The following is a 15,363-nucleotide window of genomic DNA, read 5'->3' on the forward strand; positions in this document are numbered from 1 at the left end:
ACACTCTCTTCGGTCGTTGCTCACCTATCGTGCAACACCCTGATCAGGGCGCGCGTTCCCTGTGTGCCCGCGGGGGACCGAGGTCACACCTGACTCCGACAGCGTCCCTGCACCAAGGGTGCCACGTCAACGATCACGATCGGGCAACCATCCGACCAACGAAGGGGGTTGCGCGGAGAGTGCTCAAACTGACACGCTTGGTTGGTATCTGTCGTGGGGTCTGGTGCGGATTCGGCCCCGAGCAGGCCCCTAGTCCAGATAATCCCGGAGAACCTGCGACCGGGACGGGTGGCGCAGTTTGGACATCGTCTTGGACTCGATCTGCCGGATGCGCTCTCGGGTCACCCCGTAGACCTGGCCGATTTCGTCCAGCGTGCGCGGCTGACCATCGGTCAGACCGAACCGGAGGCGGACCACCCCGGCCTCGCGCTCGGACAGCGTCTGCAGCACCTGCTGGAGCTGATCCTGGAGGAGCGAGAACGACACCGCGTCAACGGCGACCACGGCCTCCGAGTCCTCAATGAAGTCCCCGAGCTGGCTGTCGCCCTCGTCGCCGATGGTCTGGTCGAGCGAGATCGGCTCCCGGGCGTACTGCTGGATCTCCAGCACCTTCTCCGGTGTGATATCCATCTCCTTCGCGAGCTCCTCCGGGGTGGGCTCGCGGCCCAGGTCCTGGAGTAGCTCGCGCTGGATCCGGCCGAGCTTGTTGATCACTTCGACCATGTGCACCGGGATGCGGATGGTGCGGGCCTGGTCGGCCATGGCGCGGGTGATGGCCTGGCGGATCCACCAGGTGGCGTAGGTGGAGAACTTGTAGCCCTTGGTGTAGTCGAACTTCTCGACGGCGCGGATCAGGCCGAGGTTGCCCTCCTGGATCAGGTCGAGGAAGGCCATCCCGCGACCGGTGTAGCGCTTGGCGAGCGACACCACCAGGCGGAGGTTCGCTTCCAGGAGATGGTTCTTTGCCCGCTCCCCGTCCCGCGAGATCCACATCATGTCGCGCTGCATGTCGCGGCTGAACTTCTCGTCGCTCTCATCCGCCGCGCGCAACTGCTCGGTGGCGTAGAGGCCGGCCTCGATCCGCTTGGCGAGCTCGACCTCCTGCTCGGCGTTGAGGAGCGGGACCTTGCCGATCTGCTTCAGGTACGCCCGGACGGAGTCGGCGGAGGCGGTCAGCTCCGCGTCTCGGCGGGCCTGCTTGAGGGCCTCGGACTCCTCGTCGTCCCACTCGAAGTCGGTGTCGGTGGCGGAGTTCGCCGCGTCGGTCTCGGCGGCCTGGGTCAGCTCCGCTGGCTCGTCGACCACCACGTCTTCGATCTCAGCGGCCAACTCCTCCGCGTTGACCTCGCCGGCAGCTCCGCCCTTCGTGGCCTTCGTGGCCTTCGCGGTCTTCGTCGTGGCCCTGGCCGGGCCGGTCGCTGCGGCCACGGTCGCCTTGGTGGCGCGGGTGGCCTTCTTCGCCGGCGTGGCCTTCGCGCCGTCGGCGGTGCCGCCAGCCGCCTTGCGGGCGGTGGCCTTTCGCGGCGCCGGGGCCGGTGCCTCAGCCCCGGTCGGTGCCGCCTTCGAAGCGGGCGTGGCGGCCTTCTTGGTGGTCTTGGCGGTGGTGGCCCGGGATGCTGGGGTGGTCGACCGGGCGGCAGCCACCCGGCGGCGTGGGGCGGTGCTGGCCGAACCGTCTACCACGACGGTCACCCCCGCCTCCGAGAGCGCCCGGAGGATTTTCTTGGCCTGGGCCGGAGTCACCTCGGCTGCCTCGACAGTACGCGCGAGCTGAGCCGACGTGAGCTGACCGCCGGCGCTCTGCGCATGGGCGATCAAGGTGTCGGTGAGCGAGCGAACGTCGGCGCCGGTCTGGCGGGGTTCTGTCACGAATGACCTTCCGGTGGCGAAGAGCGAGCACGGCAGGGTCGTCCGGCGTGGGGCGGAGCGCGGTGCCGGGCGAGTCGTTGAGGACCCCCGAGTCGCGGGCCAGCCGGTTGAGGCGGTCCGTGGCGCGTGGGCAGGGTGAATTGTAACGCTGTCCACGGCGATCATTCGGCGGCGCACGCCGGACCACCGCTCGGACCGCCGAATTGGCGCGGATGTGGACTTTGAAAGGATGATACCCGCATATGGTCGCGACCACCCCGGTCGTGCGGGAAGGGGACGAGAATGGTCCGCTCGGTACCGGAGCCGCGGGAACTGCTGGAGATCGCGGTCGAGGTGGCGCGGGAGGCGGCCACGACGGCGTACCGGATGCGCAGCCAGGGTGTCTCGGTGGCCGCGACCAAGACCACCGTCACCGACGTGGTGACCGCGGCCGATCGGGCAGTGGAGCGGCAGGTGCACGACACGCTGCGCCGGCTCCGGCCGGGGGACGCCGTGCTGGGTGAGGAGTACGGGGAAACGGGCGCCGGTGGCGCTGTCCGGTGGATCGTTGACCCCATCGACGGCACCGTCAACTACCTGTACGGCATCCCGCACAGCGCGGTCTCGCTCGCCGCCGAGGTCGATGGGGTGGTGGTCGCCGGGGTGGTGCGCAATGTCGGCACCGGCGAGGAGTGGACCGCGACCATCGGTAACGGCGCCTGGCGGGACGGCCAACGGTTGCGCTGCTCCACCGAGCCAGATCTGGGCCAGGCACTGGTGGCCACCGGCTTTGGCTACGACCCTCGCCGTCGGCAGCACCAAGCCGGCGTGCTGGTCGAGCTGATCCCGCACATCCGTGACATCCGTCGGTTCGGCGCGGCGGCCCTCGACCTCTGCCTCGCCGCCGAGGGGCGGGTGGACGCCTACTACGAGAAGGGGCTGGCCGCCTGGGACCTCGCCGCGGGAGGCCTGGTGGCCACCGAGGCCGGACTGCGGGTCGGCGGGCTGGCCGGGGCGGCGGCCGGGCCGGATCTGGTGATCGCCGCGCCCCCGGTGCTCTACGCGCCGCTGCACGACCGGCTGGCGGACCTCGACGCCGCCGGCGGCCCCTGAGCCGTTCTGCGGGCCGGTTCGGTCACTCCTCCTGGACCGGGCAGGTGTCGGGCGGCGCCACCGGTGCCCCGAGGTCACCGAGGGACTGGTTGACCTCGGTGGTGGTGGCAAGCTGCTGGAAGGCGCTGCCCAGGATGATGTCCACGGTGGCGTCGGCGCGCTCCGGGTCGTACTCGGCCGCGGCGTTGTTCAGGAAGTAGGCCCGCAGTAGGTGCGCCGCACCAACACCCTTCGGGCCGTACCGCAGGACCGCGATGCCGTCAGTCTTCGCCGCGTCGCCGGTCTCCTCGACCTGGAACTTCCGATTTCGGAAATCGTCGGAGATCTTGCTGGCGAGGCCCACCTGCTCGGTCCCATTGAGTACCTTGATCTTTACCTCGGCCGGTTCGCGGAGGGTGACGTCCGCCGCCGGCCAGCCCTTCTGGCAGCCGGCGCCGAGCCCCGCGTCGCTCTGCGTGTCCCGGACGAGGGCCACAACGGTGAAGATCAGCGCCAGGATCGTCAACAGGGCGACGACGACGAGTGCCCGCACTCGCGCAAAACTCATCAAGGTGCTCCCGGGACGGAGGAAGGCGACGGCCGTCAGCAGCGGGCGAAGCGCCCGACCCGAACGGCCGTCCGGTACGCCGCTGAGGTTAACGGTTGTCCGGCGGCGGCGTGGAAACAGCCGGACATGCCGGCGCGGCGGCATGGAACGGGGTAGTACTACCCCTATCTTCATGTCGCCTGAGTCACATTGGGAACAACTTCCCGTGCAGAGGCGTACATCTCTTCCACGAGGGCGGTATACATGCCACGCCCGCGGTGGAGGTAAGGTACCGCGCTCGCTGGGGGAGTTCCCTGGCGGCGCCGACCCGGCTCGTGCCGGGTCGGGTGAACGACACAAGTGGTGGCCGCCCAGCGGAACCGAAACAACGTCGTCCGGCGTTACAACCGGAAGCGACAACATCGATATGGGAGAGTGAACCGATGGCCACCGACTACGACGCCCCGCGTCGCGACGAGGTCGACCTCGGCGAGGACAGCCTGGAAGAGCTGAAGGCCCGGCGCGTCGACTCACAGTCGGGCGCCGTGGACGTGGACGAGGCCGAGGTGGCGGAGAGCTTCGAGCTGCCCGGCGCCGACTTGGCCGACGAGGAGCTGACGGTCAAGGTGTTGCCGATGCAGCAGGACGAGTTCCGTTGCGGGCGCTGCTTCCTGGTGCACCACCGCAGCCAGTTGGCGGCCCAGCGCAACGGCGACCTGATCTGCCGCGAGTGCGTCTGACCGGGACGCGAATCGCACTACTGGCGGCGGCTCTGCGTTGGGGCCGCCGCACCCCCCGGTCGTCGTGCGGCAGCCCGGCGGCCAGCGCCGCACCCGTCCCGGCCGGCCGCCAGCGCGGCCCAGCCCGGCGGGAGGTCCGGTGCCATGACCGAGCGGGACCCCACCGAGCCGGACCGCATCGTTGGCGAACCGGTTGGTGACGTCGACGGCCTCGGCGCCACCGTCGCGGAGCTGACCGCCGACGATGTCCCGCCGGCTCGGCGGGGACAGCTTCTCGGCCGCCTGGTCGGGCAGGCCCGGACCCGCGGGTTCGGCGACCTGTTCCAGCCGAGGGCGGCGCTCGGCTGGATGGTCGACACCATCGCTGAGATCGCCCCACACGTGCCGGTCCGGGACCGGGCCACGCTCCGCCGACACTTCCCCGACCTCGACGGTGAGGCGTTGGCCGACCGGCTGGTCCGGAACGCCGCCCGGGCGAGCGCCGGGGTGGGCGCTGCCGGCGGTGGCGTCGCCGCTGTCGAATGGACGGTGCCCCCGAGCCTGCTCACGGCTCCGGTGCTGCTGGCCGCCGAGACGGTCGCGGTGGTCGCGATCGAACTGAAGCTGGTCGGTGAGCTGCACGAGGTGTACGGGGTGCCGCTGCCCGCCGGTGGCGCCCAGCGGGCGGTGGCGCTCGTCGTCTCCTGGTCCGGGCGGCGCGGGATCAACCCGATCCGGCCGGGCGTTGGAGTGAGCGCGGTGCTGGGCGCCGCGGCCCGCCGTGAGCTGCGGGACCGGCTGGTCAGACGCTTCGGCCGTAACCTCACCACGCTGGGCCCGTTCCTCACCGGTGCGGCTGTCGCGAGCTACCTCAACCGCCGGGCTACCCGCGCGATGGCCGATCTCCTCCGCGTTGATCTCCGACGCCGGGCTGGGGCACCCCCCGACCCGCCGTGAGCCCCGGCCGTCGGGAGGTAGCCCCGTCCTGGGAGCCGCCGGCAGCCGGGTTGAGCCCGGGCTCTCAGTCTCGACCGGTGTCGGCCGGGTCTCGACCGGTGTCAGTGGCCTCCTGAGCGGTGTCGGCCGGGTCTCGGGCGGCGAGGATTGCCTCCGCCAACTGCACCGGCCGCCGGGTGCTGATCACCCAGAACGGGGTCGGGTCAGCCGGGTCGTCGAGCACCACCTGCACGGCACCGGGGATCCACGGCCGTTGGATCACGAACGCCAATGGGTCCGCGCCGACGCCGAGCACCTCGCGTCGCCCGGCGGCATCCAACGGGATGACATCGGCGACGAACCGGGCCGGCAGCCGCGCGTCGTCCACCCGCAGCTCGCCGTCGTCAACCGCCACCCGGATCCGGCCCAGCCAAAGCAGGCTCGCCAGGCACGCCGGGAGCAGCAGCGCGAACGGCAGCCACGCCCGGATGCCCGACGCGCCCAGCCAGATTTCCGTGGCGAGTAGCCCGGCCGCGGCGAATCCGCCCAGCCAGAGCCACCACGGCAGATCCAGCCGTTCGGTGTAGCGGGCAGCCGGGGACGAGGAGACGCGCACGAGATGAAGGGTACGGCGCGTGCCGCGGCGAGCACCGGGCAGGATGGGCAGGTCACTCAGGAACCGGAGGGAAGAGGGAACCGTGACCGATGTTGTACCCGTGCCTGTGCGGCAGCTCGACCCTGGGCTGCCACTCCCTGCGTACGCCCATCCCGGCGACGCGGGGGCGGACCTGGTGGCCGCCGCGGATGTGGAGCTGCCCCCCGGTGGCCGGGCCCTGGTGCCGACCGGGGTAGCCATCGCGCTGCCCGAGGGGTATGTGGGCCTGGTACACCCCCGTTCGGGTCTGGCCGCCCGGCTCGGCGTGACCGTGCTCAACGCGCCCGGTACGGTCGACGCCGGCTACCGGGGTGAGATCCTGGTCAACCTGATCAATCATGATCGGGAGGCGGTGGCTCGGATCGCGCGCGGTGACCGCATCGCACAGCTGGTCGTGCAGCGGGTGGCCCGGGCGCGGTTCCAACCGGCGGCGGAGCTGCCCGCGTCCCAGCGGGGTGCCGGCGGGCACGGCTCCACCGGCGGCCACGCCGGCCTGGGTTCGGCCCCGGTGCCGACCGACGGCCGGCAGCCCGTGCCGGAGGTGTCGTGACACCCGGAGCGGACGCGTCGCCGGTGGCGAAGGAAAGTGACAGGGTGGGCGTGAAGAGCGTGAACAGCGGAGGGTGTACGCAGTGATCTTCTCCCGAAAGCGAGCCGGTGCCGATCGGCGCCCGCGCGACGAGCGGCCCGAGGCCCAGGACGCGCACGAAGCGACGAATTCGGCAGCGCCGCCCCCCGGCCCCTACGACGTGACCGAGGCGCCGGCCGGGGTGCAGCGGCTCGACCTGGGGAGCCTGCAGATTCCCGCGGTCGGCGGGGTCGAGGTGCGGGTGCAGGCCGACCAGCAGGGTGCTGTCCAGCAGGTGGTGCTCGTGCACGGGCAGAGCGCGCTTCAACTCGGGGTCTTCGCCGCCCCGCGTAGCGCGGGCATCTGGGACGAGGTACGCGAGGAGATCCACCAGTCCCTGTCCAACGACGGCGCCACCACCGAGGAAATCACGGGTGGGTACGGCGTCGAGCTACGGGCCCAGGTCCCCACCCAGGACGGCCGTACCGACCTGCGGTTCGTCGGCATCGACGGGCCGCGCTGGATGGTCCGCGCCGTCTATCAGGGCGCGGCGGCGACCGAGCCGGATGCGGCCGGCCCGCTGACCGCCTGTCTGGAGGGCCTCGTCGTTGACCGGGGGCAGGAGGCCCGGCCGGTGCGGGAGCCGCTGCCCCTGCGCCTGCCCCGGGAGGCCGCCGAAGAGGCGGCCGCGGGCTCCGCCGCCGAGCCGGAGTCGACCTCGCAGGCCTGACGGCGCTCCACCGACCGCTGGGGCCCACTCCGTCGGCGTACGCTGGCGGGGCGGTCCCGGCGTGCGGTGGGCCGCTCCACCGCCGGCCCTGGTCGGCCCAGCCCGGAAAGGGTGACGCGGAGGTCATGTCGACCGACGAGCGACGGGGTTCGCTGCGGCGCGTGCTGCGTCGGCTCACCGCCAGCGAGGCGGAGATCGAGGCGCAGGAGCTGCTCCGGGAGAGCGCCGAACACGGCGGCATGCCGGCCCGCCAGTGCTGCCGAGGCCAGCTGGTCGCGGTCGCCGGCCGGCTCCGCACCGTGGTCTACACGCCGCGGACCAACCAGCCGACGTTGGAGGCGGACCTGTACGACGGCAGCGACGTGGTGACCCTGGTGTGGCTGGGCCGGCGGCACATCGCCGGTGTCGAACCGGGCCGACACCTGACCGCGCGGGGTCGGGTCGCCATCCGAGGTGACCGTAAGGTCATCTACAACCCGTACTACGAGTTGGAGCCGCCGAAGTGACGACGGGACAGCGCCCGACGGCGCAGCCGGGCACGGGAGAGGAGGAACCGCTCCCGACGATCGCCGAGCAGATGGCCGACCAGCTGGGTGGCTGGCGCGGGTTGCTGGAGTCCAGCATCCCGGTGGTGGTCTTCGTGGTCGCCAACATCCTCGGTGAGCTGCGCCCGGCGGTGGTCGCCGCGGTGGCGGTCGCGGTCTTCATCGCGGTGCTGCGGCTGGCCCAACGGCGGCCGGTGCGGCACGCGGTGAACGGGCTGTTCGGCATCGCGATCGGCGCGGCGATCGCCTGGCGCACCGGCGATGAGCGGGACTTCTACCTGCCCGGCATCCTCTACGGCATCGGCTACGGCGTGGCGCTGCTGGTCTCGGCGGCGATCCGGCAGCCCCTGGTCGGCTGGATCTGGTCGGTCCTGGTGGCCAAGGGCGCCTCCGACTGGCGTCAGGATCCAATCCTGGTGCGGACCTTCACCCGGCTGACCGTGCTCTGGGGGGTGGTCTGGCTGACGAAGGTCGGGGTGCAGGCTGGGCTCTACCTGGCGCACCAGGACACCGCGCTCGGCATCGCCCGGCTCGTGCTCGGCTACCCGCCGTACGTGCTGCTCCTGCTGATCACGGTCTGGACCGTACGCCGGGTGACCCGGCACAACCCGCACGCCCCCCAGACGCCCCCGGCCCCGGTCGAGTAACGGCCCGGCGCGGGGCTCAGCAGGCCTTGCGGGTCCGTTCGACGCTGTCCGGGCCGAGCACCACCGTCCGGACCGCGTCCTCCACCTCCGCCGTACAGACGAAGATCAGCTCGTCGCCGGCCTCGATCGGGTCGTCCGGGCTGGGCACCAGCACCCGCTTGCCACGCAGGATCGCCACCAGCGCCGCGTCGAGGGGGAGTGGCACCTCCCGCAGCGGATGACCGACGTACGGGGCGCTCGTCGGTAGCGTGATCTCGACCAGGTTCGCCTCCCCCTGCCGGAAGGTCATCAGCCGGACCAGGTCACCGACGGTCACCGCCTCCTCCACCAGGGCGGCCATCACCCGCGGCTTGCTGACCGCCACGTCCACCCCCCACTGCTCGGTGAAGAGCCACTCGTTCTCGGCCCGGTTGATCCGGGCGACCACCCGGGGCACCGCGAACTCGGTCTTGGCCAGCAGTGAGACCACCAGGTTGACCTTGTCGTCCCCGGTGGCGGCGACCACCACGTCACGGTTGGCCAGCTCAGCCTCCTCCAGGCTGGTCAGCTCGCAGGCGTCGGCCAGCACCCACTCCGCGTCCGGCACCCGTTCGGGTCGGAGCATCGTGGGCTGTCGCTCGATCAGCATCACCTGGTGGCCGTTCCCGATCAGCTCCTGGGCGATGGAGCGGCCCACGTTCCCGGCGCCGGCGATGGCAACCCGCATGGTCACTTACCCCCTTCCAGCGGCTGCGCCGCCACCGATGTGACCGTGTTGACGATGTCGTCGGTGACCAGCATGAAGATCTGGTCCCCCTCTTGTACGACGGTGCTCGGCGTCGGCAGCGTGCCGATGCCGAACCGGGTGAGGTACGCCACCCGGGCGCCGGTCGTCTTCTCCAGCGCCAGCACCGACCGGCCGACCCAGTCCTTGTGCACCGGCACCTCCACGATCGAGACGGTGCTCGTCGGGTCCCGGAACAACGCCTCGTTACCCTCCGGCACCAGGTGCCGCAGCATCCGGTCGGCGGTCCACCGGACGGTGGCCACCGTCGGGATGCCGAGGCGCTCGTAGACCTGGGCCCGTCGCGGGTCGTAGATGCGCGCCGCGACGCGGGTGACCCCGAAGGTCTCCCGCGCCAGCCGAGCGGAGATGATGTTGGAGTTGTCTCCGCTGGAGACGGCCGCGAACGCGTCCGCCCGCTGGATGCCGGCCTGCCGGAGTACCTCCCCGTCGAAGCCGGCACCGGTCACCGTGATTCCGGCGAAATCCGGGCCGAGTCGGCGGAAGGCGTCGGCATTCTTGTCGACGACCGCCACCGAGTGCCCGCGGGCCTCCAGACCGTGCGCGAGGGTCGCTCCGACCCGCCCACAGCCCATGATCACCACATGCACCGTGCCCCTCCTCAACATCCGCCACACCAGCCGTTGCGGCTGTTGGACGAGCCTGTCACGTCCCCGGGGGCGGACGCGGACCGACGGTACTCCGTGCGCACACCCCCCGGTCTCCGGCCACCCGGGCGTGGGCGTGGCCGAGGGTCGTACGCTTGGCGGTTGTGGCCCGCCCCGCCTCGCTGGTGAAGCGACTGCTCGTCGGTCGACCGTTCCGGTCCGACCGACTCCAGCACACCCTGCTGCCCAAGCGCATCGCCCTGCCCGTCTTCGCCTCCGACGCGCTCTCCAGCGTGGCGTACGCCCCCGACGAGATCCTGCTGATGCTCTCGTTCGCCGGGGCCTCGGCGTTCGTCTTCTCGCCGTGGATCGCCCTGGGGGTGGTCGTGGTGATGCTCGCCGTCGTGGCGAGCTACCGGCAGAACGTGTACGCCTACCCGTCCGGCGGCGGCGACTACGAGGTGGCCACGGTCAACCTGGGGCGCCGCGCCGGTGTCGGCGTGGCCAGCGCCCTCCTGGTCGACTACGTGTTGACCGTCGCCGTTTCGGTCGCGTCCGGGGTGGCGAACCTGGGCGCGGTGATTCCTTTCGTGGCCACCCACAAGGTGGCGGTGGCCGTCGCCGCGGTGGTGCTGCTCGCCGCCGTCAACCTGCGTGGGATCAAGGAGTCTGGCACCACCTTCGCCATCCCCACCTATGGCTTCATGATCGTTATCGTCGGCATGATCCTCACCGGGCTGGTCCGGGTGGTGCTGCTCGGCCACGACCTGCGTGCTCCCAGCGCGGACCTGGTCATCGCCGCCGAGTGGAGCGACACGACCGGGTGGGCGATGGCGTTCCTGCTGCTCCGGAGCTTCTCCTCCGGCTGCGCTGCGCTCACCGGTGTCGAGACGATCTCCAACGGGGTGCCCGCCTTCCGGGCGCCGAAGAGCCGCAACGCGGCGACCACCCTGCTCATGCTCGGCGCGGTGGCGGTGACCATGCTGGTCGGCATCGTCTGGCTGGCCCGACTGACCGGCCTGCAGTTCGTGGAGGACCCGGCCCGGCAGATCGTCGGCGCCCCCGACGGGTACGTGCAGAAGACCGTCACCGCGCAGCTCGGCGAGACCATCTTCGGCTCCGGCTCGCTGCTGCTGTTCGTGGTCGTCGGCGTCACCGCCCTGATCCTCTTCCTGGCCGCGAACACCGCGTTCACCGGCTTCCCGGTGCTCGGGTCGATCCTCGCCCAGGACCGCTACCTGCCCCGGCAGCTACACACCCGGGGGGACCGGCTCGCGTTCTCCAACGGCATCCTCTTCCTGGCCGGCTTCGCGATCGTGCTGATCATTGGTTTCCAGGCCGAGGTGACCAAGCTGATCCAGCTCTACATCGTCGGCGTCTTCGTCTCGTTCACCCTGTCCCAGGCCGGCATGATCCGGCACTGGAACCGCTACCTCCGGGTCGAACGCGACCAGCAGGTCCGCCGGCAGATGATCCGTTCCCGGGCGATCAACAGCTTCGGGATGGCGATGACCGCCACCGTGCTGGTGATCGTGGTGGTCACGAAGTTCCTGCTCGGCGCGTGGATCGCCATCGCCGCGATGGTCATGATCTACCTGGTGATGCTGGGGATCCGGCGGCACTACGACCGGGTCGCCGTCGAGCTCGTCCCCGACGAGGGGCGGCCGGTGAAACCGGCCCGCAACCATGCGGTCGTACTGGTCAGCAAGGTGCACCAGCCGACCCTGCGGGCGATCGCCTACGCGCAGGTCACCCGACCGGACAGCCTGACCGCGGTGACGGTGAACGTCGACGACAAGGACACCCGCCGGTTGCAGGCCGAGTGGGAACGGCGGGACGTACCGGTCGCACTGACCGTGATCGACTCGCCGTATCGAGAGATCACCCGACCGATCCTCGACTATGTGGCCGGTATCCGTCGGTCCTCGCCCCGCGACGTGGTCACCGTCTTCATCCCCGAATACGTGGTCGGCCACTGGTGGGAGAACCTCTTGCACAACCAGAGCGCACTGCGGCTCAAGGGTCGGCTGCTCTTCGAACCGGGAGTGATGGTCACCAGCGTGCCGTGGCAGCTCGTCTCGACCGAGGGCAAGGATCTGGACCGGCTGGACGAGACGCTCAGCCGCGGACCGGCCCGCGGCCCCCGGGGGACGCCGGGCGGCCCGGAGCCGGCGGACGGCCCGTCAACGGTCCCCGCTCCGCCGTCCAGGGGCGGCCCGGACCCGTCCGATGGAGGTGACCGGTGACCGGCGACGAGGGGCTGGCGGAGGCCGAGCGGGTCGAGTTGACCGTCGGGGCGGTGGCCCCGGGCGGGCACTGCGTCGCCCGGGTCGCCGGACAGGTGGTCTTCGTCCGGCACGCGCTGCCCGGCGAGCGGGTGGTGGCCGAGGTCACCGAGGTGCACCGCGGGTTCGTCCGGGCCGACGCGGTGACGGTGCTGGCGGCCGCGCCGGAGCGGGTCGAGCCCCCCTGCCCGTACGCGAAGCCCGGCCGTTGCGGCGGCTGCGACCTGCAGCACGTGTCCCCCGAGGCGCAGCTGACCTGGAAGGCGGGGGTGATCCGCGAGCAACTCACCCGACTGGGCGGGCTGACCGAGGGGGAGCTGGACGCGCTGGACATCCAGGTCGAGGCGCTGCCCGGTGGGTCGCTGGGCTGGCGTTCCCGGGTGCGCTACACCGTTGACGGCGCCGGTCGGGCCGGCCTGCTCAAACACCGCTCGTACGAGGTGGTGCCGATCGACCGGTGCCGGATCGCCCACCCGGCGATTCAACAACTGCCGGTGCTCGGCCCCGTACGGTGGCCGGACGCGGACGCCGTCGAGTCGGTCGCCTCGACCGGTGGGGACGTGACCGTGACCGCGGTCGCCGACGGGGCGGTACGGCCGGTGAGCGGGCCGGCACGGGTGCACGAAGAGGCGGTCGGCCGCCGGTGGACGCTGCCCCCATCGGCGTTCTGGCAGGTCCATCCGGCGGCGGCGGACACCCTGGTCGACGCCGTGCTGGCGCAGCTCGACCCGCAGCCGGGGGAGACCGCCTGGGACCTGTACGGCGGGGCCGGCCTCTTCGCCGCCGCGCTGGCGGAGCGGGTCGGTGCCACCGGTCGGGTCACCCTCGTCGAGGCCGCCGGGGCCGGTATCGCCGCCGCCCGGGAGAACCTGCGGGACCTGCCGCAGGTCGGCATCGTGTCGGGTCGGGTCGCCTCGGTGCTGGACCGGGGGCGTCGCACCGCGCCGGTGGACCTGGTGGTGCTCGATCCGCCCCGCGCCGGGGCCGGGGCCCGGGTGGTGCGGGCGGTGGCCGCCGCCGGAGCGCGCGCGGTGGCGTACGTCGCCTGCGACCCGGCCGCCTTTGCCCGGGATGTCCGTGGCTTCACCGAGTTGGGGTGGCGGCTGGCCGCGCTGCGCGGCTTCGACCTCTTTCCGATGACCCAGCACGTGGAGCTGGTGGGGTTGTTGCTGCCGCCCGCCTCGCCGCACCAGCGGCGGAGCGAACCCTGACCATTGGCTCAGCGTTGCTGGCGTCCGGCGGACGGTTCCGGGTGCTCCCGACCGGACTGCGGGGTGTCACCCGGCCGATAGACTCTCCGGTCATGAGTGTTGAACGGGACCCGGCAAACCAACCGGGGCTGCTGGCCGCCGTCAGCGGTCCGCAGGACATCAAGCGGATGTCCACCGAGCAGCTGGACATCCTCGCCGCCGAGATCCGTGACTTTCTGGTGGCCAAGGTCTCCCGCACCGGCGGGCACATCGGCCCCAACCTGGGGGTGGTGGAGCTGACCCTCGGGCTGCACCGGGTCTTCAACTCCCCTCGGGACCGGATCCTGTTCGACACCGGCCACCAGGCCTACGTACACAAGATTCTCACCGGCCGCCAGGGCGGCTTCGACAGGCTGCGCCAGCGCGGCGGGCTCGCCGGCTATCCGAGTCAGGCCGAGAGCGAGCACGACCTGATCGAGAACTCGCACGCCTCCACCGTCCTCTCCTACGCGGACGGGCTGGCCAAGGCGTACGCGCTGCGGGGCGAGCCGCGGGCGGTGGCGGCCGTGGTCGGCGACGGGGCGCTGACCGGCGGTATGTGCTGGGAGGCGTTGAACAACATCGCGACCGCCGGCAACCCGCTGGTGATCGTGGTCAACGACAACGGCCGCTCCTACTCGCCGACGATCGGCGGGCTCGCCGACCACCTCTCGACGCTGCGCCTGAACCCCGGCTACGAGCGGGTGCTGGACACGGTCCGGGAGGCGCTCGGCTCGACCCCGCTGGTCGGCCGGCCGATGTACGAGGTGCTGCACGCGGTCAAGCGGGGTATCAAGGACGCGGTCGCGCCGCAGGCGATGTTCGAGGACCTTGGCATCAAGTACGTCGGCCCGGTTGACGGGCACGACATCGTGGCCGTTGAGGGGGCGCTGCGCGCGGCGAAGAACTTCGGCGGCCCGGTGATCGTGCACGCGGTCACCCGCAAGGGCTACGGCTACCGCCCGGCCGAGGAGGACGAGGCGGACTGTTTCCACAGCCCCGGTGCCTTCGACACCGAGACCGGCAAGGCCACCGCCGCGCCGTCGGTGAAGTGGACGCACGTCTTCGCCGAGGAGCTGGTGGCGATCGCCGACGAGCGGCCGGACGTGGTGGGAATCACCGCTGCGATGGCCGAGCCGACCGGCATCGCCAAGCTGGCCCGGAAGTACCCGGAGCGCACCTACGACGTGGGCATCGCCGAGCAGCACGCCGCCACCTCGGCGGCGGGGCTGGCGCTGGGCGGTCTGCACCCGGTGGTCGCGATCTACGCGACCTTCCTCAACCGGGCATTCGACCAGGTCCTGCTGGACGTGGCGATGCACAAGCTACCGGTGACCTTCGTGCTGGACCGGGCCGGGATCACCGGCCCGGACGGGCCCAGCCACTACGGCATGTGGGACATGTCCGTCTTCGGGGTGGTGCCGGGCCTGCGGATCGCCGCCCCCCGGGACGCCGCCACCCTCCGCGAGGAGCTGCGCGAGGCGGTCGCCGTGGACGACGGTCCCACCATCGTTCGCTTCCCGACCGGTTCCGTCGCCGCCGACCTGCCGGCGCGGCGCCGGGTCGGGCCGGTTGACGTGCTCGCCGAGTCAGCCCGCGCCGATGTGCTGCTGGTCGCGGTCGGCTCCTTCGCCGGCCTCGGCGTGGAGGTCGCCGCCCGGGTCGGTGAGCAGGGTTACGGCGTGACCGTGGTTGACCCGCGCTGGGTCCGGCCGGTCCCGGCCGAACTGGTGGAGCTGGCCGCCGGGCATCGGCTCGTGGTCGTCGTCGAGGACGGGGTTCGGGCCGGCGGCGTCGGCGACGCCATCGCCCAGGCGATGCGGGACGCCGACGTCGAGGTGCCGGTGAAGGACCTGGGCGTACCGGTCGACTGGCACCCGTACGGCACCCGGGCCCAGATTCTCGCCGACCTCGGCCTGACCGCCCAGGATGTGGCCCGCGACGTCACCGGCTGGATCTCCCGGCTCGACAGTGGCGCCGCCGACAACGAGAAGGAGCTGGTCACCGACCAGGTGGAGCCGATCGTCACGCCGCGGGAGGCCCCCGCCCCGAAGTGAGGGTGCGGGTGGGCGACGCCGGACAACTCGCCGTCGCCCACCCGGCACCGCGGCATCGCGTCGGACGCCGCCGCCGGTGCCACCCCGCGGACGTCGCCACCCCGGCACCACCGGCGGACGTCGCCGCCCCGAGC

General features: G+C 71.8%; 15 protein-coding genes. 10 read left to right on the forward strand and 5 right to left on the reverse strand.

Going from position 1 to position 15,363, the window contains the following annotated elements; all coding sequences use genetic code 11:
• Positions 1–249: 249 nt before the first annotated feature.
• Positions 250–1,869, reverse strand: coding sequence for an RNA polymerase sigma factor (locus B118_RS0114645; RefSeq protein ID WP_027648839.1), 1,620 nt, complete (start codon positions 1,867–1,869; stop codon positions 250–252).
• 282 nt (positions 1,870–2,151) lie between these two features.
• Here B118_RS0114645 and B118_RS0114650 point away from each other — a divergent pair, with 282 nt between their 5' ends.
• Positions 2,152–2,961 carry an inositol monophosphatase family protein gene (locus B118_RS0114650; protein ID WP_018828459.1) on the forward strand — a complete coding sequence of 270 codons (810 nt, stop codon included), beginning with the start codon at positions 2,152–2,154 and terminating at the stop codon, positions 2,959–2,961.
• Between the two features lie 22 nt (positions 2,962–2,983).
• Here the strand turns inward: B118_RS0114650 and B118_RS0114655 are convergent, their stop codons facing one another.
• Positions 2,984–3,493 carry a LytR C-terminal domain-containing protein gene (locus B118_RS0114655; RefSeq protein WP_018220542.1) on the reverse strand — a complete coding sequence of 170 codons (510 nt, stop codon included), beginning with the start codon at positions 3,491–3,493 and terminating at the stop codon, positions 2,984–2,986.
• 437 nt (positions 3,494–3,930) lie between these two features.
• Between B118_RS0114655 and B118_RS0114660 the strand changes: the two genes are divergently transcribed.
• On the forward strand, positions 3,931–4,227 hold the full coding sequence (locus tag B118_RS0114660; protein WP_018214600.1) for a DUF4193 domain-containing protein: 297 nt from the start codon (positions 3,931–3,933) through the stop codon (positions 4,225–4,227).
• A 144-nt stretch (positions 4,228–4,371) separates the two neighbouring features.
• Positions 4,372–5,163, forward strand: coding sequence for a hypothetical protein (locus B118_RS0114665; RefSeq protein WP_028192964.1), 792 nt, complete (start codon positions 4,372–4,374; stop codon positions 5,161–5,163).
• 64 nt (positions 5,164–5,227) lie between these two features.
• On the opposite strand, the gene B118_RS0114670 is transcribed toward B118_RS0114665, so the two are convergent.
• Positions 5,228–5,758 carry a DUF3093 domain-containing protein gene (locus tag B118_RS0114670; RefSeq protein WP_018220540.1) on the reverse strand — a complete coding sequence of 177 codons (531 nt, stop codon included), beginning with the start codon at positions 5,756–5,758 and terminating at the stop codon, positions 5,228–5,230.
• Between the two features lie 82 nt (positions 5,759–5,840).
• Between B118_RS0114670 and dut the strand changes: the two genes are divergently transcribed.
• From dut to B118_RS0114690, 4 genes are all read left to right on the forward strand, one after another.
• Complete coding sequence (gene dut, locus B118_RS0114675; protein ID WP_026270749.1) at positions 5,841–6,347, forward strand: dUTP diphosphatase; 507 nt, start codon at positions 5,841–5,843, stop codon at positions 6,345–6,347.
• Between the two features lie 73 nt (positions 6,348–6,420).
• Positions 6,421–7,095: a DUF3710 domain-containing protein gene (locus tag B118_RS0114680; RefSeq protein ID WP_018811682.1), complete on the forward strand. Its 675-nt coding sequence runs from the start codon at positions 6,421–6,423 to the stop codon at positions 7,093–7,095.
• A gap of 125 nt (positions 7,096–7,220) precedes the next feature.
• Positions 7,221–7,601 (forward strand): OB-fold nucleic acid binding domain-containing protein, encoded by a 381-nt coding sequence (locus tag B118_RS0114685; protein WP_018220537.1) that lies wholly within the window; start codon positions 7,221–7,223, stop codon positions 7,599–7,601.
• Positions 7,598–8,287, forward strand: a complete 690-nt coding sequence (locus B118_RS0114690) for a DUF3159 domain-containing protein (RefSeq protein WP_018811681.1) — start codon at positions 7,598–7,600, stop codon at positions 8,285–8,287. Before B118_RS0114685 ends, B118_RS0114690 begins: the two co-directional genes overlap by 4 nt.
• 16 nt (positions 8,288–8,303) lie before the next feature.
• Here the strand turns inward: B118_RS0114690 and B118_RS0114695 are convergent, their stop codons facing one another.
• Entirely contained in the window at positions 8,304–8,993 is a 690-nt protein-coding gene (locus B118_RS0114695) for a potassium channel family protein (RefSeq protein WP_196230338.1), read from the reverse strand.
• Between the two features lie 2 nt (positions 8,994–8,995).
• Positions 8,996–9,661 (reverse strand): potassium channel family protein, encoded by a 666-nt coding sequence (locus tag B118_RS0114700; RefSeq protein WP_026185303.1) that lies wholly within the window; start codon positions 9,659–9,661, stop codon positions 8,996–8,998.
• Positions 9,662–9,822: 161 nt separating this feature from the next.
• On the opposite strand from B118_RS0114700, the gene B118_RS0114705 reads away from it, so the two are divergent.
• The 3 genes from B118_RS0114705 (at position 9,823) to dxs (ending at position 15,229) form a co-directional block, all read left to right on the forward strand.
• Entirely contained in the window at positions 9,823–11,904 is a 2,082-nt protein-coding gene (locus tag B118_RS0114705) for an APC family permease (RefSeq protein ID WP_028192965.1), read from the forward strand.
• A complete protein-coding gene (locus B118_RS0114710; protein WP_018811679.1) occupies positions 11,901–13,154 on the forward strand; it encodes a class I SAM-dependent RNA methyltransferase in 1,254 nt (417 codons plus the stop codon). Before B118_RS0114705 ends, B118_RS0114710 begins: the two co-directional genes overlap by 4 nt.
• A 92-nt stretch (positions 13,155–13,246) precedes the next feature.
• The gene (gene dxs / locus B118_RS0114715; RefSeq protein ID WP_018828462.1) at positions 13,247–15,229 is read left to right on the forward strand and encodes a 1-deoxy-D-xylulose-5-phosphate synthase; all 1,983 of its coding nucleotides are present in this window, start codon (positions 13,247–13,249) and stop codon (positions 15,227–15,229) included.
• The last annotated feature ends 134 nt before the right edge of the window (positions 15,230–15,363 follow it).

Source organism: Salinispora pacifica CNR114 (assembly GCF_000514775.1).
GTDB classification, from domain to species: Bacteria; Actinomycetota; Actinomycetes; order Mycobacteriales; family Micromonosporaceae; genus Micromonospora; species Micromonospora pacifica.